Here is a 20306-nt window from a genome sequence, read left to right on the forward strand (position 1 = left end):
AAGGGATGAGGTGCCCTGCAAGATGGTCGCTCATTCTGTGTCAATGACAAATGCATCAATAACGGCTCGTCCAATCACCATGCTTACTGTATCCAGCATCGAACCCGAACTTTGGAACCACCCGATGTTGGATTTATACCGACGTGAATCAGGACCTCACGTGGAGCGAGAGCCAATGCTCTACTCGCTACCATCGCAATTTGGAGAGGAATATGACCCCGAATTCGCGCCACAACCAACCTCCGCCTCCCAACTTCCAGATCTCCGGACGTGGACGCTGAAATTTGGCGTGAGTGTGCTTGAAATTTGGGCAGCAAAGCGTCAGCCGGCACAACTTTCTCGATGGTGCCACCACACGATCTATTCGGAGTTAGTGAAGAAAGTCGGGTCTCAAAAGGAAGTGGGTCGGATCCGGAAACTCCATCAGTGCGAACCGCTTGACGGTATCAGTGAATCCACAATCACCGTAAGATTTGAAAAAAGAGTGCGCTCTATTGCCCTGCGATTTGAAGGCGTCGACCATCGCTGGCTCTGCACCTCACTCACCCTCTTATAGAGCCTGTTTTTCTCCGTGGCAACGCTTGTACTTCTTCCCCGATCCACACGGACAAGGGGCGTTACGCGAAATTCCAGTTGACTTGGTAGACCCGGATTCATCAGGTGATGAATATTGCAATTGAGTCGGAGCAGAGTGAGCGTCCAAACCTTTGCCAGTGACTTCATTACTTGATTCCTCGACTGTGACTTCGATATTAAAGAGGTAACCCGCTATCTCTTCCTTTATTGCATCCATCATTGCTGAGAATAATTCGAAGCCCTCGTTCTGATATTCAACAAGCGGATCTCGTTGAGCCATTGCACGAAGCCCAATTCCTTCTTGTAAGTAATCCATCTCGTATAGGTGTTCACGCCATTTTCGATCGAGAACAGAGAGTAGAACTTTTCGTTCAAGTTCTCTCATTACCTCTGAACCAAGCACCTCCTCGCGCTTGGCATAAGCAGCAAGCGCGTCATCAAGAATCCTCTGATGAAGGAAATCAATGTCAAGTGCGTTACGACCCCCGAGTTCGGCATCCAACTCCTCGATTGAGAAGGAAATTGGGTAAAGAGTCTTCAATGCAGCCCACAGAGTTTCAAGATCCCAATCCTCAGCGTATCCGTCTGCTGTGGCGGCATCGACATAGGCAGCGATGGTTTCGGTAAGAAAAGTTTGAACTTGATCCTGAATGTCTTTGCCTTCAAGAACTAATCGACGCTCACCATAAATAACTTGGCGCTGCCGATTTAGTACATCGTCATATTTCAGAACGTTTTTACGCATTTCAAAGTTCTGCGCTTCAACTTGAGTTTGAGCCGAACGGATTGCATTACTCACCATTTTGGATTCGATGGGCGCATCTTCAGGAATGCCGGCGGCAGATAGGAATCTCTCCACCATGCCTGAGTTGAAACGGCGCATCAGATCATCTTGCAAAGAGAGATAGAAACGAGACTCTCCAGGATCGCCTTGACGCCCGGACCGTCCACGCAACTGATTGTCGATACGTCGTGATTCGTGGCGCTCGGTGCCAAGTACATAAAGACCCCCAAGTGCGATCACTTCCTCATGTTCCTTGGCAACAGCGGCTTTCTGCTTGGCAATCTCCCCTGGCCACGCTAGTTCGTACTCTTCTGGTGCATCCACCGGCGAGAGTCCACGGCGCTGCAATTCGAAATCTGCCATGAATTCCGGATTACCACCGAGCATGATGTCGGTACCGCGGCCGGCCATATTCGTCGCCACCGTGACAGCACCGACGATTCCGGCTCTGGCGATGATTGCAGCTTCTCGTTCGTGATGCTTTGCATTCAAAACCTCATGCGGGATGCCATTCTTCTTTAGAACAGTTGAAAGTTCTTCTGATTTCTCAACACTTACAGTTCCTATGAGAACTGGCTGACCCTTTCGGTGGCGCTCGACAATGTCTTGTGCCACAGCCGCGAATTTACCAATTTCGGACTTGTAAACCAGGTCGGCTTGATCCGCACGGATCATTTCTCGATTCGTCGGAATAGTGACCACGCCCAACTTGTAGATCTGCTGGAATTCGGCCGCCTCTGTCATGGCAGTTCCGGTCATTCCCGATATTTTTTCGTAAAGTCGGAAATAGTTCTGCAGCGTGATCGTTGCAAGCGTCTGATTTTCGTCTTGAATTTCAATGTGTTCTTTTGCTTCAAGTGCCTGGTGCATTCCCTCGCTATACCGGCGACCGGCAAGAATTCGGCCAGTGTGTTCGTCCACGATGAGAAGTTCGCCGTTCATAACGACGTAATCCTTGTCTCGCTTGAAGAGTTCTTTTGCTCGAATCGCATTATTCAAGTAACTGATGAGTGGCGTGTTAGCAGCCTCATAGAGATTCTGAATTCCGAGAAGTTCTTCAACTTTCGTGACACCCTCTTCGAGAATCCCCGAGGTGCGCTTTTTTTCATCCACTTCATAGTGGAGGTCTCGTACAAGTTTGTTGGCGATATTTGTGAATTCGACGTACCACTTCGTTGCCTTGTCGGCGGGGCCGCTGATGATCAAAGGAGTTCGTGCTTCATCAATAAGGATCGAGTCGACCTCATCGACAACTGCATAGTAGTGATCGCGTTGTACGCACTCGTCAAGGGTCCAGGCCATGTTGTCGCGGAGGTAATCGAAGCCAAACTCATTATTCGTGCCGTAAGTGATATCCGCTGCATATGCAATTCGTCGTTCAGTCGGATCCATTGATCCAAGAATTACTCCAACGTTCAAACCGAGGAAACGGTGAATGCGTCCCATCCATTCGCTATCGCGCTCGGCCAAATAGTCGTTAACGGTCACAACATGTACACCACGACCGGCAAGGGCGTTGAGATATGAAGGAAGGGTTGCAACCAGGGTCTTTCCTTCACCAGTTCGCATTTCAGCAATATTTCCGCGGTGAAGCGCCGTGCCACCCATGAGCTGAACGTCATAATGACGCTGACCGAGTGTGCGCTGTGCGGCTTCCCGAACCACGGCAAAGGCTTCTGGCAGGATCTCATCAAGAGACTCACCAGAGGCTAGGCGACCCTTAAATATCTCGGTCATGCCACGTAGCTCTTCATCGCTCAGCGCTGAGATTCGACCCTCATGAGAATTGATTACGCCGACAACTTTGCTCAAATCTCGCAGGGTTCGTCCTTCACCCGCGCGCAAGATTCGATCCAGGAATGCTGGCATGGCACTACCTTCCTTACCAAAAGAAAACTACAACAAATGAGGACTGGGCGTTAAGGGTGTGAACCCATAGTCCTATCGTAGGGGAAGAGATACAAGCGCAGTAACCGCACCTACGACCCTAAATCCGCCCATTTCTAAGGTTTTCACAGCCTCATTTAAGGTTGCTCCCGTTGTCACCAGATCATCTATGAGAAATACCTCCTGGACACGGAGGGGGAGTTTTTTTAGAGCGAGCGCGCCCTCAAGATTCTTGTATCTGGCAGATGCATCCAAAAGCGTCTGATCCCTCACTTTTCTATTGTGTTGGAGAAGGCTCTGAGTTGGCGGGCCAACCAACGCTGAAACTCGTTGGGAGATCTCACACAGGAAATCTCGTCCCCGCCTACGTATCGCCTGCGATGACGATGGAATAGGGACAAGAACTGGAGTCTTACCAGTTTTCCGCAATGCATATCGAAGCGAATGCTCCAAAGCGCTGACAATGAGATCGTCGGCTCCACGTACTCCATCCTCCTTAGATGCGAGCAGGATTCGTCGCGCGACTGAACTGTAAGAAACTGCAGAGAATGTCGGAATGATGCCAACGCTTGATAAAAAGTCACGTATCTCAAAAGAATCCTTACAGCGAACGCACAAACTCTCTCCGCGCACACCGCAGCCATGGCAATACAACGGAAAGAGAAGCTCTTGAAGTCCCACAAATATCTGCATCCCTTAAGTCTGGGTTTTTCACACATATTAAAAATAAGTACCTCACGGCGTTGTGGATGAGTAATCCTCTGGCTGAAGGCGGATGAGGCGGGACTCCACTACCCCTCCTGTCCAACGGGGAAGGGTCAGAACAAAATGAGCACCTTTTCCGGGCCTCCCCCACGCTTCAAGTTCGCCATTGTGTAGTCGCGCATCCTCTAGCGCGATTGAAAGTCCAAGGCCAGTTCCACCTCGCACCCGTGCTCTTGAAGGATCCTCACGCCAGAAGCGATCGAAAACCCGGTATGTCGATTGTTCATCTAAACCCGACCCATAATCGCGCACGCCTACCGCAACTTCATTTTCCGAGGCCACAATTCGAACTCTTATCGGAGTCTCGCTTGAGTACTCAATCGCATTGCTCAATAAGTTACGTAAAATTCTCTCCACGCGGCGCGTATCTGCGTGGACCAAGATTTGAGCATCCGCATGACGCAATTCGATAGTTGTGGCACGCTCTTTCGCCAACAAACTCAAATCGTCAATGCATTTCGTCACGAGTGCAACCATGTCGAATTCTACGCTTTCAAGAACTGCGGCTTCTGCATCAAAGCGGCTCACTTCCAGAAGGTCTTCTAGTAATCTTTCAAATCGATCTATCTGAGCAACCAGCAATTCAGCACTTCGGGCGATTGTGGGATCAAATTCATCGCGAGCCGTGTGAATCACTTCCGAGGCCATCCGAAGAGTTGTGAGCGGCGTTCTTAGTTCATGTGAAACATCCGAGACAAATCTTTGTTGAACGCTTGATAGATTTTCCAAACGAGATATTTGATTCTGTAAGGAAAGTGCCATCTCATTAAATGAATTGCCAAGGCGCGCAATCTCATCATTGCCCTTTACCTGCATACGCTGTTCCAAGTGACCGGCAGTGAATCCTTCTGCGATTCGAGCCGCTTCACGTACCGGCCGAACCACCTGGCGTACAACTAACCAAGCAATGAGTGCAATAAGGATCACCAATGCTAACCCGGTAAAGAGAAGCGAACGTGCCAGAAGATCAAGTGTCGCGTTCTGACTTGTCAAACTGAAGAGAAGGTACATCTCATATGCGCCGGCACCCGGAATTGTTATCTTCTCTCCAACCGCCAAAGCAGGAACCCTCCCCCTTTGCGCATAGCGAATTGAGGTTTCGGCCCATTCCGTAGAAATACTTTTTCCAACTCGCTTTCGCAATTCCTTCGGAATGGAAGAGAGCAACATTCCATTAGATGTCCGTTGATAGTTAATAGCATCCGCCGTCGCTGGACCCGTGCGAAGAAGTGCTACCTCGCGACCAATGATTGAAGTACCTATAACGCTTGGTGAATTAACAATCACATCGTCAACAATTTGTTTGATCGCTTGCGCTTTCGATTCGGAGGCGACGACGATTCGATACTGCGCATTGAAGATTGCTGATCGCGTCTCAGCGACCGACGATTCAATGGTGACTTTACGAATTCCATCTGATAATTGAGCGTAAAGCGCTGACCCAGTAAGCCAGACCACACCCAAGCAGAGTAGGACTGTCGAAAAAATAACACGGAAAGCAAGAGAGTTTCGAAATCGGGCGACTCGAATTCGACGAGTCATTTCATACCCTTCCCGCTACTCCTGCTTTGTATCCCACCCCTCGAACAGTTACAACAATTTCCGGATTTTCTGGGTCGTGTTCAACCTTGGCTCTTAGTCTTTGAACGTGCACATTCACCAACCGCGTGTCGGTCGAGTGCCTATATCCCCACACTTCACTTAGTAGGGCATCGCGAGTAAAAACCCGTCGCGGTTCCTTTGCTAAAGCAACCAGTAGGTCAAACTCGAGGCGAGTGAGTGCAATCGCTTTGTCCCCACGCGTGACTTGATGAGCCACTAGATCTATTGCTAAATCCGCCAACGTAATTCGACCAGTGAGCCCCGCGGAAGATCGTCGGAGACGTGTATGAATTCGAGCCACCAATTCGGACGGGTGCTTGAAAGGTTTAACCATGTAATCGTCAGCCCCAGCTTCAAGGCCTTCAACGACGTCATGAGAATCACCTTTTGCGCTCAACATTACGATGGGAACCATTGATTCGGCACGAATCAATTTGCAGACTTCGATTCCGTTTAACCCAGGAAGCATCACATCCAACAAGATGAGATCGGGTGGGTTGGCGTGAAAGACATCCATTACTTCGTCTCCGCGGCTCACCAAATCAACATCAATACCTGCTCCAGTTAAGACGATGCCGAGCATCTCGGCAAGGTCTTGGTCATCATCGACGACCATAACTAGAGTCATTAACTGCCGTGCTCCCACGAGTTGAGGTAGATATCTTGCGCAGGAGTGAGCGTATCGATCCGACCGCCCATGCTCTGAAGTTTCAATTTGGCAACTTCTTTATCAATGTACTCTGGCACTTCATGCAAACCAGCTGGCAAATTCTTCGCCTCTTTAACAAGCCATTCAGCGGTGAGTGCTTGATCCGAGAATGACATATCCATTACTGCAGCAGGGTGACCCTCGGCTGCACCGAGGTTGACCAATCGACCTTCGGCTAGGAGTAAGAGTCGACGGCCATCCGCCATGACGTACTCATCGGTTTGGTGGCGCATCTTTCGGTTCTTCTTCGTTGAGTTCTTTTCCAACCAAGCAACATCGATTTCAATATCGAAATGTCCCGAGTTGGCCATGATCGCGCCGTCCTTCATGACTGCAAAGTGCTCGTCGCGTAGCACATCACGATTGCCTGTCACTGTAATGAAGACATCTCCGACGGCAGCAGCGTCAATCATGGGCATAACGCGGTATCCCTGCATCATCGCATCTAACGCCTTGGTCGGGTCAATCTCAGTCACAATGACGTCAGCACCCATTCCCTTTGCTCGCTCTGCAACGCCTTTGCCGCAATATCCAAAGCCTGCAACCACAAGAATACGTCCAGCCAGCAAAAAATTAGTAGAACGGAAGACGGCATCCAAGGTGGATTGACCGGTGCCGTATCGGTTATCAAACATGTGCTTCGTGTCCGTGTCGTTGACGGCAATCATTGGGAACTTAAGGGCCCCATCTTTTGCCATTTGGCTCAGGCGGATGACGCCAGTTGTTGTCTCTTCACAACCGCCGGCAATACCCGGAAGAAGTTCGGTGCGGGTGGTATGGAGAGTATTTACAAGATCGCAACCATCATCAAAAACTTGATGAGGTTGGATATCGAGAGCGGCATTGATGTGCGAGTAATACCCATCTCGATCAACTGCATTTCGAGCAAAGACACTGATTCCATATTCGTGAACTAGGGCTGCCGCAACATCATCCTGAGTCGAAAGAGGGTTGGAGGCGCAAAGAGCGATCTCCGCTCCACCAATTTTCAGGGTGCGCATGAGATTTGCGGTTTCTGTAGTCACATGCATACAGGCCGCAATTCGCACTCCGGTGAAAGGTTTGCTCTTCTCGAATCGATCTCGAATCTGCGCCAGCACAGGCATGTTTCGCTCTGCCCATTCGATGCGTTTGCGACCTTCTGCTGCCAAAGCGGCATCTGCAATGTCGTGGCGTGGAACAGTAATTGTTGCTGATGAATTCACGGACAATCTCCCTTAAAAGACTCGAATCAAGAGCCCAAGGCTACTGCGTCCGGCAATAATCAGCACATTTCAAGGCTTCAGTAGAGTCAAGACCTCATCACGTACTCGAGTCAATCGCGCTTGCGTCTTCGCCTCCACATTGAGCCTTAAGAGAGGCTCTGTGTTGGATGCGCGAAGGTTAAACCACCAAGATTCCGAATTGACTGTCAGGCCATCAAGATGGTCCATCGATACTCCCTCTTTGCCGCCAAAGACCTTTTCGACGCGCGCCATAATTTCTGCAGGATTGGGGACGATCGAGTTGATTTCCCCACTTGAAAAGTAGCGTTGGTACTTCTTCAGTATTTTGGAAAGCGGAGCCTTCTGAGATCCAAGCGCCGCTATGGCATGAAGGGCCGCGAGCATCCCTGAGTCGGCACACCAGAAATCACGGAAATAAAAATGTCCTGAATGCTCCCCGCCGAATACCGCATCCGTATCAGCCATCAGTTTCTTTATGTACGAGTGTCCAACTCGACTTCGAATTGCGATCCCGCCACACTCTTCTACGACTTCGGCAACCGCTCGTGAAGAGATTAAATTGTAAATAACTTTTGAGTTCGGATATCTGGCCAACTCTCGTTCTGCAATAAGGCCAGTAAGCGCTGAGGGATTCACTATCTCGCCATCCTCGTCCACCAAGAAGCAACGATCAGCATCTCCATCAAATGCGAGTCCGATATCCGCTTTATGCTTCCGCACAGCCTTTTGAAGGTCTTTCATATTCTCTGGGTCAATCGGGTTTGCGTCGTGATTTGGGAAAGTGCCATCTAGATCAAAGTACAGAGGGACCAATTCAACGTTTAGCTTTTCAAAAAGTGGCTTTGCTGTATAACCAGCCATTCCATTTCCAGCGTCAACAACTATCTTCAGCGGACGAATCTGGGAAACATCCACCAGTGAGAGCAAATGCGAAATATATTCATCCAGCATATTTCTCGTTCTTTCAACACCAACCGGGCGCATTGGGATTGGGCTTCCATCAAAAACATACCGCTCGATGACTTGCAGGCCAGATTCCTTTCCGACTGGTCGAGCACCACTCTTACACATTTTTATTCCGTTATATTTGGCGGGATTATGGCTAGCCGTAAACATTGCACCAGGCATATTCAATTTGCCTGATGCAAAGTAGAGCATGTCGGTGGATGCCAATCCGATGCGAATAACATCCATCCCGTTTGAGGTCGCTCCCGCAGAAAATGCTTCTGCTAGTAAGGGAGAAGACGGACGCATATCCTCTCCGATGACGATTGTTCCCGGCTCTCGTTCTTGCTCGAGGTAACGAGCAAAAGCGAGGCCCGCTTGAAAAGAGAAATCGGGAGTCAACTCTGTCTCGACAAGTCCCCTAATGTCGTAAGCCTTGAAAATCTGTGGTCTAGGCTCATCCATAACTAGGTGCGCACCGCGCGAAGATGTCCACGCCGACCTAGATTCTGACTATTTACGGGGCTAGTTATCTGACTTTGTGATGCTGAGTTGGTATTTGTCGCATTCCTCACAGGGTGTGCGACTTCTCGCACAGCCTCTGCGATGGCCATCAAATCCTCATCTGATGGTCCAGGTTCAGTACCACTGCGTTCTTGACGGATAACCTGCCATCCATTGGGAACCGTAAGACGATCACCATGGATTTCGCAGAGATCATAAGCGTGCGGTTCAGCAAAGGTCGCAAGCGGACCCACAACGGCTACTGAATCGGCATATACATATGTCAAAGTTGTGACGGCTCTGCGACGACAACCCCCGCGCGAGCACCCACGTCCTACATGAGACATCATGCCCATTAGATTAGTGGGCGCACGCCTATTTCCAGGGCAATGACCCGTGAACTATCGATTAATAACTTGGATGTTTGATATAGGAACTGCAGCTCTTGTTAAAACGCTACCAGGGACCAACGGAAAAGTTCCGATGCCGCTAATAGTAGAAAGCAAGCCAGCAGCCGATACCGGAGATCGAATGTCGAAGAACTTCACTGTAAAGGCATTCTCTGGCGCCTTCCACGTCAGGATGTCATTACCCGCGAGAGTTACTTCCTTCGTGGAGCCGGTCGTCAGGCGCGTACTGACCTTTAATCGGATTAAATCTCCCGTAAAGACAAAGACTGGACTCAATCCCTTGATCGCGAGTGTCATTGGACTCAAAGTTGGTGTTACGGCGTTCCAGACGAAATCTTGATGGTTCTGTACTTTGAGCACCGAATAAACGGCGGCCACAAGTGGTTGATCTGAACGAATGTGCAATGCGAAGACTGAAGCATCAATGGTCGGATTGAGCGCAATATCGATAACCCGACCTTGTGTGACATCGCGCCCATCTAGCCCTACCGGTGCAAATACACCATCCCGAGAGATCAGATCCACGCGGATATTGGCATCTGTATTACCAGGTACCAGAACCCGCAGAAAATGGCTCCCACCTTTTCCGGCAATGACTTGATGTGGGATACCGGAAATGACGAAATCAGTTCTTGGGAACTCGTCCGAGCTTACGAGATCGCCACCTAAAGTTTTCAAACCCTTTTTCCGCTCGTCAACGAGGAAGGCATTGACGCGTCCTGAGCGAGAGGCAACCCTTAAGGTGAGACGGGTCTGCCCCGCCGCCAATGAATCAAGACCGACGCGAACTGAGGAATTCGCCGGAACGGTAATAACTTTGCCGGACTGAACTCCCCCCTCACTCCACACCGTGACGTCAACGATCGAATCACTTAGTCCGCTATTTACCACGACGAGTCGACCCTTACTTGTTACATTGGCGGTTCCTCCAACAAACCACTGATCCCCCTGTGGCGCCATACACAAACTGGCCCCTGCCCAAATTCCAGAGAGGGACTGCCAGGTAACCGATGTGACGCCACCTTGATCAAGGAGAATCGCCTCGCTCTTAATGACATATTGAGTACGCCGAATAGGCGTGAGAGCGGTGGACTTCTTCTGAATTATTCGGAAAGGGGTGGTCGTGGAAGCGGTAGAAACTGCAGATGCAAGGGATGAATCAGTCGGCGGGCAAACAACGGCAGGGTAGCTCTGTGAATAGCCCTGGGAACCGACCCTGGCGGTGAGTAAATTACTAATAGTCAAAGTGATTGCTAGTGAAGCCGCAACAATTACCAGTCGGCGAATTTTCATGTCAGTCTCTCCGATGAAATTTCCCTCTTCCTTCGTCCGGCTGGCAATGCCATAACCAGCACCACAAGCAGAACGATCAACTCCAGAGAGAGCCATGCTCGCCGCGTCGTGCCATCGTGAATCAGAATAAATTCTCCGGCTTGAGGGACATCAAATTGTGGAAGTCCGAAGGCATTGCGAGAGCGAATAAGTCGCTTGCCCTGTTGGATGACTTGCCATCCGGAAGAATAGTTTTCCGCCAAACTAAGAGTCCCAGGACCGGCAACCGAAGATCGCGCGGAAACTTCACCAGTGGGGATCGCCACTGCCTTTCCACTCTTATCGGTAAACACCAGGCGTTCGCTCACCCCCGCGACACGCCAAACAATTCCGTCCTGTGTTGACGAAGTGCGAAGGAAGCCACCAAGGCCATCTACGGTTCGAACTAACTGAGAATCGACGGGATTTTTCATAAATACATATTTGATCCCATGCGCGGAGAGAACCTTGCTGCTATTGATTCCAGAACCATCCACCATTTCGCGAACGGCAGTTTCAATTGCAGTCGATGGTGGTGGAGCGACATCTGGATCAGCAAGAAGCGCGTCCCGTTCGCGCGCAATATAAAACGAAAGCGTAACGACCTGCGCATCTTCTAGGTTGCGAAGAACCAGAGTCTTCACACCCGGCGTGACCGCCAAGTAAGCCGGAAGAATTGTTCCGTGGTCTGCTCGAACGGGAGAACTAGCACCCGCCGTTGCGGCCCAAACAGCGGTCGTCAACCCGTATACGGCAGTTGAAGCAATCACCAAACCGGCAACCATATGTCGGTAGTGGAAATGAGTTCTTACTAAGCGCTTTCGCACCCCGTTCAAAATTATCACTGCACAACAGATCGCAGCGACAGTCGCGAAGGTCAGCAATGTTCCAACCCATAAAAGCGAGTTGGTGGAAGTCGCATGCGATGAAAAGGAGATGACGCTCAATAAGGTCGCGCCAAGCAGGAAGGCGAATCCGGCTTGGGCGTACTTGCGAGCGATTGATGAAGAGAATAAGGAGCCAATCAGAAGCAGAGTGATAGGGCTTATAAACCACCATGGAACAGAGCCCGGTCCGCCCGGATTAGCCAGAATCGCCAGATTTGGGCCTCCGCCAGGAATCGAGATACCTGGCTCTAACAGGAACTGAGATGGATGAGTAAAAGCTTCAAAGGACCATGGGAGGCAGAGTAAAAACGGAACAACGACAAGTGTGGCTCTTCGTTTTAGGCGGTCTTGAACAAGAGTTTTATCTTGGGTAATTCTAAAGTCTTGATAATCGCGAAACATTGAAAAAATATGAAATAACGCGATTCCAATAAAGGCCTGCAGCGTGAACGAGGCGAGAACCCCGACAAGCAGACTAAACCCAAAAATAAAGCGCCAATGGCGCCTTTCTATCCCAATTAATCGCGGGGCATAATAAACAATCCGGGGCAACAAGATGAGGGTTGCAATAGTTCCGAGTCGTCCTGAATTTATTGAAGTTACTGCAACCGGAGATAAGGCATAACCAATGCTCGCCCCGACGCTCAGCCATGAATTGCTAGAGATTTTTCGAAGAAGTGAATACATCGAAAGCATGAAAAGTATGGGGGCAACCCAAAAGAGAAATGCAATAAAAAAGCTTGCTTCCCCAAGAAAGAGCGTCGAGAGAAGAGCTAAAATAAGTATCCATGGAGGAGTAGCTGTCGAACTCCCCATTCCAACTTGATGCCACGATTCTCCATACAGTCTCCACAGATCACTCGCCCCAATAGGAGCGTTGGAAAGTGCGCCTCCGACAAGCGACCCATATCGATGACTCGACCAGAGTGAAGTGAGCACTAATAGAAAAAGAAGTCCCCCGACTTCAGGACGTCTCAGTATGGATACCCAACGAACAGGAGCTGCGGGGACGAGGAGGTCTTCATCTTCGGACTGTGTTTCCAGGGCTCCAACCAGTTCTGAAGTGGCGGGTAAAAGAGTCGTTCGGATTGCCTCCGTGGCTCGGGTTATGCTCAAACGAAGTTGTGACCAACGTGGTGGAATGAAAGTTGACACGACGCGCGAAGAAATCAATCGCTGGCCGCGCCGCAATTTTCTCGCCTCAAAAATGATGCCTGGCCGGATGAGGAGATACCCCACGGCGAGAATTTCATCTGATGCATAGCCCGGAAGCTTGGCTAACAAATAGCCCACCGCTCTCGCTAAAGCACTCGAAAATAGCTGAAGGGCCAACCAAGGTAAATGCCACCAAGACGAATTTGCAAGAAGCACGTAAGCCGCGTTACGGCGATCAAGTATGAGTGGACGGTGCAAAAATGCACTTTTAACATCGACTCCGCGTCGCTCAGACGAAGCCGCTTCAGCGTGGTATGCGACCGCCTCCGTCACGATAATTACCTTGTGCCCTGCAACGTGCGCCCTCCATCCCAGGTCAACATCATCCCGGAACAGAGAAAGATTCGGATCAAAACCACTGAGCTCTTCAAATACATCTCTTCGAATGAGCATTCCCGCTGTGCTCACAGAGAGAACGTCGCGAATGCCGTCATGCTGTCCTTGGTCATACTCCTGTGCTTCCAGCCCTGTCCAGCGTGCACCGTTGCCGGCAATACTCACCCCGGCTTCAAGCAGGTGGGTGCGGTCATACCAATCACGCAATTTCGGACCAGCGATGGCGACTTGTGGTCGATCCGCGACGGCCATAAGTAATGCCTCGAGAGCACCAGGCTGTGGCGCACAGTCATCATGAATGAACCAGAGCCACTCGCTCTGGGTGGAAGATTTCGGGATGTGTTCGAGAGCGGCGCGAATTGCGACTCCAAAGCCTGTTTCCCGTGGCATTGAAAATGATGGAACGCGTGCGTTCTTCAAAAGTTTTGAAGAACTGTCTTGAGAACCAGTGTCGATCGCCAGCGTGTAATCAATAGGGCGCGTTTGGGATGCTAGGGAAGCCACAACTTCAGGCAACCAGGCTGCTCCATCATGAACGACGAGGATTGCCGTTACACGAGGGCGAACCGCGCTCTGTGCGTCAGACACGCGCAACGCCGTTTAAAAGTTTAGGCAGGGCGACGCTTAAGGCGGCGGCGCTCGCGTTCGGATAGACCGCCCCAAATCCCGAAGCGCTCATCGTGCGCGAGGGCATAATCCAGGCATTCTGAACGGACATCACAAGACATGCATACACGCTTTGCTTCGCGAGTTGAACCACCCTTTTCGGGAAAGAAGGCTTCAGGATCAGTTTGCGCGCAAAGTGAGCGCTCTTGCCAAGAAAGTTCAACGCTTTCTCCGGTAACGAGTTGGATGTTGGGGCCATCAGGTCGAATATCTGACATTCCGACACTCCTCAATACGGTCAATAATGGTTCATTGCTTCGGCTCCGCCCGATTGACGGAAATCCAATAACTGAATTACACGCGTGTAATCCCTTTAAGTCAAGTCATTTGTTGGCTTTACGCATTCCCAATTTCCCGCTATAAGGAGGCTTTTTAACTACCTGGCGAGCAATTATTCACTCTACAGATCTTGAACTCCATGCACGCCGATATACATGTTGGAATAATTCACGCCCGCCGCGACAATCGCCCGCTCAGCAACAAAGCACCCGCTAATTGAAGCACCCGCTAATACTTGGGCATTGGCGCAAACGATTGAACCCTCAATCTTTGCCCGCGCCGCAATCATAGATTGGCGGCCTATGGAAGAACCGCCGTACACCTCAGCGTCACCAGCAATTACCGCTCCCTCCATGGCAACAAATTCGCTGGACCTGAAAGAGAACGTGGCTGCGTCGAGTGCATCTGAATTTGCCACGCCGCGGACAACATCTATGGAAGCTCGCAGCAGAGAACGTGAGGTGCCAATGTCAACCCAATATGAATCATCAACCAGGCCCAGAACGAGGCGTCCTGCCTCTACGAGATCAGGAAATACCTCTCGCTCAATACTGACAACCTTGCCCTCTGGTATCCGTTCAATCACACGTGGGTGAAACACGTAACATCCAGCATTAATGGTCTTTGCTATCGGTACTTCCATCTTCTCCAAGAAAGCTGTCACACGAGAATTTTCATCCACGGGGACGCACCCAAAAGCTCTAGCGTCCTCGACATGGGTCAAATGCAAAGTTATGTCGGCATCTCGTTCTTCGTGCATTTTGATCTGACCAACAAGATCATGAGAACTCAAAATATCCCCGTTGAAAATCACGATTGACTCGCGGCGATTTAGAAATTGTGAGGCGTGACGAATTCCTCCGCCCGTTCCCAACGGCTCCGCTTCCACCGCATAGATAATCTCTAGTCCCCAACGCGAACCATCTCCAAAATAAGGCATGAAGACTTCCGACAGATACGAAGTCGCAAGCACTAGCCGGGTGATTCCTGCATTCTTTGCACGCACTAATTGATGCTCCGTGACGGGCAATCCTCCAACCGGAAGCATGGGTTTAGGCGTGTCCTGCGTTAGAGGCATTAAGCGGGTTCCAAGACCACCTACCAGAAGAATCCCCTGCGCCATGAAATAGCTACTTTCTCACTGCGCTTGACGAATTGAGTCGGTGGATTGCTGCATCGATATGAGAATCAGTGGCTGTCAACGCGATCCGGATATGGCGAGCGCCTTTCTCTCCATAAAAATGACCCGGGGTCGCCAATATGCCCAATTCAGCTAACCAGGCAATAGAATCCCAATCCGTCTCATCCCTCGTGCACCATATGTAGAGACCGGCCTTGCTTTCCTCAATGCGGAATCCCACCCTCTCTATCGCGGGCCTCAATCGCTCGCGTCTAGCGTTATACAGATCGCGTTGCTTGGCCACATGTAATTCATCTCCGAGGGCAACCGTCATAGCATTTTGGATCGGCAGAGGAACAATCATTCCCGAGTGCTTTCGAATCTCGCGAATACGAGAAATCAAGTCAGAGTCGCCGATGAGAAAGCCGGCACGGTATCCAGCCATTGATGACCGCTTTGACAAGGAATGAACCGCAAGAATGTTCTGGTTCTGGCCATTTGTGTGCATCAAAATGGATGTCGGTTTAAAACCATTACTGAAATCCAGATAACACTCGTCTGAGGCGACAACAGAATTATTCGAACGGCTCCAATCAATCACTGCTTGCAGCTCGCTGACAGAATGAACTCGACCAGTTGGATTTGACGGCGAATTAATCCACGCCAAGTCGGCGCCTGGCCAAGTTGAAGGATCAATTGGCACAGGCGTGCCGGTTGCCGACGCGAGAACTGCGCCAACGCTATATGTGGGATAAGCAATCTCCGGGTAAAGAACTCTCTTGACCTGTAAAAAAGTAGGCAGCCAGGCAACCAATTCCTTTGAGCCAATAAGAGGTAAAACATCAAAAGCACCTGTGGCACCTAAACGCTTTGTCGCCCAATCTCGAATGGCAGACCGTAAATGTTGAGTTCCCATGGTGAGCGGATATCCAGGAGCATTTGAACTTTCCCGCAAAGTCTTCTGGATTATTTGCGGAGTTGGGTCGACAGGTGTTCCAACCGAAAGGTCAATAATTCCACTCGGGTGTTGGCGAGCACGCTGCCCGTACGGTGCAAGTGTGTCCCATGGAAAATCAGGAAGCTTCAGCGCAGAACTTTCTTATGCCTCGTGTGGCGGTTCAGCCGCAACCAGGGGGTGATCGCCTTCCGTGACGCCAACCTTGCTCGCTCCGCCAGGAGATCCAAGTTCAACAAAGAATTCAGTATTTACCTTCGTGTACTCACTCCATTGCGATGGCACATCATCTTCATAATAGATCGCCTCGACCGGGCAAACTGGCTCACATGCGCCGCAGTCCACACACTCATCTGGCTGGATGTAGAGCATCCGCGATCCTTCATAGATGCAATCCACCGGACACTCCTCGATGCATGACTTGTCTTTAACATCGATACACGGCTCAGCAATTATGTACGTCAAGGTAGACCTCCATCGGGTTGGCTGGGCTCATCCTAATCATCATGTCTGCACGGCGCGATTCATCTCCATGTCAAAGTCGAGTCATACCAATTATCGTTAGACCATGTCGTCTCAAAATTCAGCCGTAAATCCAAAGAGGTCGCCTCCCGGAATTGATGAGGTAGGTCACAGGCTGACCGTGCGATTTCACGATCCGGAAGGAGGATTCCGGGACGTGCTGGGAGTCTTGGAATCTGAGACTTCAATCCGAAAACGTGATGGATCCCTCATTCAGTTCAGTCCAAGTGAGATCGCTGTGTGGCGAGTCGTTGCTCCACCATCGAATCGGGCCGGGACGGGTTCCCCACTTTCACTACGAATTCGGGATATTGAATTGGCCGCTAACGCTACGTGGCCTGCCAAAGAGCAGGTTCGACTGGGCGACTGGATCTTGCGGGCCTCTGGCAAATTTACGAAGCGCGCGAACTCGGTTCTGGCCATCGGAGATCCTGGGGTCAGTCAGGAAGATGCTATCGATAAAGTTATGGAGTTCTACCACTCACGCGGGCTTACTCCTACTTTTCATATTGCGCTACCAACATACGCCGAGTTGGCGCGCTGCTTAAAGGAGAGGAACTGGCGCAGTGACGTCTCCGTAAACGTCATGGTGGCCGACATCGATGAAGTCATACTTGCAACTCATTCCAATGATTCTCGCGCTAAGAATGTTGCTGAAATAAATGATGCGCCCAGTGAAGAATGGATCGCACTTCAGAATGATCACGGTGTTCTAGAGATCATGACCCGATCTCCCGCTAGATACGCCGCATTTCGAAGTGACGGAAAAATCATTGGCGTCGCACGCGCATCGAACTACGCAGGCTGGACAGTTTTGACTCGGTTGTATGTCCTTCCAGATGAGCGGGGAAAAAGTCTAGGGCGCGATCTCATCTATTCTTTACTTCTTGATGCTCGAACTCTCGGTGCGTCGAAGGCTGCCCTCCAGGTCGATTCAAAGAATCTTGGCGCAATCGCGCTTTATGAGAAAATGGGATTCCGACTCCACCACACCTACCAATATTTCGCATACGCCCCCGAAGCGTCGACAGGATGCTGATGCCACTTTCAATGTACGACACTAAGAGCCGAGAACTTCGCCAGATCGCCCCGGAGAAAGATCCGGTCAGAATGTATTGTTGCGGGCCGACTGTCTACAGAGATGCACATGTTGGAAATTTGCGAACCTTTCTTCTATCTGACCTTATACGGCGGACGCTTCAGCTCCTTGGGCATCAAGTAGTTCTAATTCAGAACATCACCGATGTGGGTCACATGTCGGAGGATCTGCAGGCTGAGGACAAGCTCATCCTCCAATCCAGGGTGGAGAAAATTGACCCTTTCCAGGTTGCCAGAAAATATGAAGCGGCTTTTCATGACGACCTAGCACGTCTCAATATATTGCCTGCAGAAATGTATCCACGAGCGAGCGAATGCATCACAATGATGCAAGACCTCATCGCAGGTTTGCTGGAGCGACATTATGCATACGTAGGAACAGATGGTTCAGTCTACTTTGATGCAGGGTCATTTCCCGAATACGGACAACTCAGCGGCAACCGTTTGGATTCGCTTCAACCTGGTTATCGGTATGAATACTCTGATGACGGAGGAAAGCGTTTCCATGCCGACTGGGCTCTCTGGAAGTTGGCCGGACATAGAACAGAGATGGTCTGGGACTCTCCCTGGGGGGTTGGCTTTCCAGGTTGGCATGTTGAGTGCTCCGCGATGTCAATCCATTTTCTTCATGGTCACGTTGATGTTCACGTTGGTGGAATTGATCTTCGCTTCCCACATCACGAAAACGAACGCGCTCAATCAAATGCGATAACGGGTCGAGAAGTTGTAGATCTCTGGGTGCACGGGGAGCACCTTCTCTTCCAAGGTAGAAAGATGTCGAAGAGTGCCGGAAACGTCCTTCTACTCAGCCAGGTAATCCAGGAAGGGTACGACCCGCTGGCGGTCAGATTGGCACTTCTTGAGAATCGCTACCGAAGTCAGATGGACCTCACTTGGGATTCCATTTCGGCTGCACATAAAACACTGCGCCGCTGGCGCAACTTAGTTGGTCAATTGCCTTTAGTTGCACAAGTAGTCAACGAAGATATTCTCAAAGCTTTTAGTGATGACCTTGATACGCCGCGGGCAATCCAAGTGATTCGCAGACTTGAGAAAGATTCGAATCTGCCTCTTGAATTCACGATTGGTTCCATGCTCTATGCCGATCAAGTGCTTGGGTTGAATTTGACCAGGAAGGAGACTCGCGTCTTGACAATCGAACTTGAAGAACTACTTGAGCAGAGACTCAATGCCCGCAAGCAACGAGACTGGACTCAGAGTGATCTCCTAAGGGACACCCTTGAATCAAAGGGACTCATCATCGAAGATTCCCCGACCGGCCAAGACTGGCGCTGGCGCTAAATCGGAATTAATGGCGCAAACTAGCAGCGACGAGAAGTACTAGTAATCCTCCGACAACGAGCGCATTTCCCGTGATATTGCCTTGAACAAGTAATTCATTGCCTACGCCGAGGGAACCGGCACGAAGTATCACTACTAGCCATGCAGACACCGTAGCAACTTTGTATCTACGGCGCCCCCACATACGACCCACGAGCCAAACCCCAATTGAAGATCCAAGAAGGGCAATGAACAAGCCAAATGGCGGGTATGCGTCGTGAAGCAGCACTGCAGCTGCCCCTAAGACGATTCCCCAGATGAGCGAGGCGAGAAGTTTCATCAGTTATACCAACGAAATGCCGGCAAAAAGATTTGTCTCGCGTCCCATACTGTCGAAAGGTTCCGCGGCTACACCTTTGACCAGCGTATAAAACTCCCGGCCCCATATTTGTGTACCAAGATTGTTGGCCATGGCAAAGAATGGTTCTTCGAAGTCAATCTGGGTTTCGTGCGCTTTCATCGCCGACATTTTCTGTCCTACAAAGGCACTTCCGTCAATCGCCGCAGTTACAAACTCATCGTCCTTTGCAAAAGGAATATCGTCGGCACTTTCCGCACCAAAGAAAGTAGATCCAGTTTTTTTCATTTCTTCGATACCCAGAGCGATAACGGATTTGGGGAAGACGTTCCAATAGATTTTCGGAATATTCCACCGCCCGTTGAGTTCCGCGAGTTCAGCCGCACGCATTGCCACCCGGTGGGCCTGTATGTGATCTGGATGACCATATCCGCCAATTTCGTCATAGGTGACGAGTACATGTGGGCGCACTTCATGAATGACCTCGACCAGCAATTGTGCTGCAATATCAACGTCTGCCTGCCAGAAGACATCGGGTCGATCATTTGGTGGCGTACCCATCATGCCGCTATCGCGATAAAGAACGGTCGGCTCGCCCAGGAAGCGATGGTCATCTACTCCCAATTCCCTCATAGCCGCGGCGAGTTCTGTGACGCGGTGTTGGCCCAGCGCATCAGTTTGTGCACTTGCCAAGTGGCTTAAGCCAGGGACAAGAACTTCACCCTCTTCTCCACGAGTGCATGTTACTAAGGTGACCTGGGCGCCCATCGCTGCGTACATGGCCATTGTTGCACCGTTGTTGATCGTCTCATCGTCCGGATGGGCGTGTACAAAGAGCATTCGATGGCCGTGCAATTGCGTTGAACTCAT

Annotated in this window: 18 protein-coding genes; 3 read left to right on the top strand and 15 right to left on the bottom strand. The window is 50.5% G+C overall.

What is annotated here, in order from left to right; translation table 11 throughout:
* Nucleotides 1-43 precede the first annotated feature (43 nt).
* Nucleotides 44-556 (top strand): Rv3235 family protein, encoded by a 513-nt coding sequence (locus VMW30_00125; GenBank protein HUW86772.1) that lies wholly within the window; start codon nucleotides 44-46, stop codon nucleotides 554-556.
* On the opposite strand, the gene secA is transcribed toward VMW30_00125, so the two are convergent.
* The 13 genes from secA to fdxA all read right to left on the bottom strand — a co-directional run bounded on the left by secA (nucleotide 551) and on the right by fdxA (nucleotide 16642).
* Nucleotides 551-3229, bottom strand: coding sequence for a preprotein translocase subunit SecA (gene secA / locus VMW30_00130; protein HUW86773.1), 2679 nt, complete (start codon nucleotides 3227-3229; stop codon nucleotides 551-553). The genes VMW30_00125 and secA overlap by 6 nt on opposite strands.
* 72 nt (nucleotides 3230-3301) lie before the next feature.
* Entirely contained in the window at nucleotides 3302-3940 is a 639-nt protein-coding gene (locus tag VMW30_00135) for a hypothetical protein (GenBank protein HUW86774.1), read from the bottom strand.
* 42 nt (nucleotides 3941-3982) lie between these two features.
* Entirely contained in the window at nucleotides 3983-5554 is a 1572-nt protein-coding gene (gene mtrB / locus VMW30_00140) for an MtrAB system histidine kinase MtrB (GenBank protein HUW86775.1), read from the bottom strand.
* Between the two features lies 1 nt (nucleotide 5555).
* The gene (gene mtrA / locus VMW30_00145) at nucleotides 5556-6242 is read right to left on the bottom strand and encodes an MtrAB system response regulator MtrA (GenBank protein HUW86776.1); all 687 of its coding nucleotides are present in this window, start codon (nucleotides 6240-6242) and stop codon (nucleotides 5556-5558) included.
* On the bottom strand, nucleotides 6242-7534 hold the full coding sequence (ahcY, locus tag VMW30_00150) for an adenosylhomocysteinase (GenBank protein HUW86777.1): 1293 nt from the start codon (nucleotides 7532-7534) through the stop codon (nucleotides 6242-6244). The genes mtrA and ahcY overlap by 1 nt, the downstream gene beginning before the upstream one ends.
* A gap of 63 nt (nucleotides 7535-7597) precedes the next feature.
* A complete protein-coding gene (locus tag VMW30_00155; GenBank protein HUW86778.1) occupies nucleotides 7598-8959 on the bottom strand; it encodes a phosphomannomutase/phosphoglucomutase in 1362 nt (453 codons plus the stop codon).
* A 2-nt stretch (nucleotides 8960-8961) separates the two neighbouring features.
* Nucleotides 8962-9345: a DUF3499 domain-containing protein gene (locus tag VMW30_00160; GenBank protein HUW86779.1), complete on the bottom strand. Its 384-nt coding sequence runs from the start codon at nucleotides 9343-9345 to the stop codon at nucleotides 8962-8964.
* Nucleotides 9346-9399: 54 nt separating this feature from the next.
* On the bottom strand, nucleotides 9400-10797 hold the full coding sequence (locus VMW30_00165) for a DUF5719 family protein (protein ID HUW86780.1): 1398 nt from the start codon (nucleotides 10795-10797) through the stop codon (nucleotides 9400-9402).
* A complete protein-coding gene (locus VMW30_00170) occupies nucleotides 10698-13745 on the bottom strand; it encodes a glycosyltransferase (protein ID HUW86781.1) in 3048 nt (1015 codons plus the stop codon). Before VMW30_00170 ends, VMW30_00165 begins: the two co-directional genes overlap by 100 nt.
* 20 nt (nucleotides 13746-13765) lie before the next feature.
* Nucleotides 13766-14041, bottom strand: a complete 276-nt coding sequence (locus VMW30_00175) for a WhiB family transcriptional regulator (GenBank protein ID HUW86782.1) — start codon at nucleotides 14039-14041, stop codon at nucleotides 13766-13768.
* Between the two features lie 182 nt (nucleotides 14042-14223).
* Nucleotides 14224-15225: an NDP-sugar synthase gene (locus VMW30_00180; protein ID HUW86783.1), complete on the bottom strand. Its 1002-nt coding sequence runs from the start codon at nucleotides 15223-15225 to the stop codon at nucleotides 14224-14226.
* Nucleotides 15226-15232: 7 nt separating this feature from the next.
* Entirely contained in the window at nucleotides 15233-16309 is a 1077-nt protein-coding gene (dapC, locus tag VMW30_00185; protein ID HUW86784.1) for a succinyldiaminopimelate transaminase, read from the bottom strand.
* A gap of 12 nt (nucleotides 16310-16321) precedes the next feature.
* Nucleotides 16322-16642: a ferredoxin gene (gene fdxA, locus VMW30_00190; GenBank protein HUW86785.1), complete on the bottom strand. Its 321-nt coding sequence runs from the start codon at nucleotides 16640-16642 to the stop codon at nucleotides 16322-16324.
* 103 nt (nucleotides 16643-16745) lie between these two features.
* Between fdxA and VMW30_00195 the strand changes: the two genes are divergently transcribed.
* Together VMW30_00195 and cysS are read left to right on the top strand one after the other, a co-directional pair.
* On the top strand, nucleotides 16746-17738 hold the full coding sequence (locus VMW30_00195; protein HUW86786.1) for a GNAT family N-acetyltransferase: 993 nt from the start codon (nucleotides 16746-16748) through the stop codon (nucleotides 17736-17738).
* On the top strand, nucleotides 17738-19099 hold the full coding sequence (gene cysS / locus VMW30_00200) for a cysteine--tRNA ligase (GenBank protein HUW86787.1): 1362 nt from the start codon (nucleotides 17738-17740) through the stop codon (nucleotides 19097-19099). The genes VMW30_00195 and cysS overlap by 1 nt, the downstream gene beginning before the upstream one ends.
* 7 nt (nucleotides 19100-19106) lie before the next feature.
* On the opposite strand, the gene VMW30_00205 is transcribed toward cysS, so the two are convergent.
* Together VMW30_00205 and mshB are read right to left on the bottom strand one after the other, a co-directional pair.
* Complete coding sequence (locus tag VMW30_00205) at nucleotides 19107-19418, bottom strand: hypothetical protein (protein HUW86788.1); 312 nt, start codon at nucleotides 19416-19418, stop codon at nucleotides 19107-19109.
* A gap of 3 nt (nucleotides 19419-19421) precedes the next feature.
* Entirely contained in the window at nucleotides 19422-20306 is an 885-nt protein-coding gene (mshB, locus tag VMW30_00210; protein HUW86789.1) for an N-acetyl-1-D-myo-inositol-2-amino-2-deoxy-alpha-D-glucopyranoside deacetylase, read from the bottom strand.

The sequence above is a fragment of the Candidatus Paceibacterota bacterium genome (assembly GCA_035530615.1).
In the GTDB taxonomy this organism is placed as follows: Bacteria; Actinomycetota; Actinomycetes; order Nanopelagicales; family Nanopelagicaceae; genus QYPT01.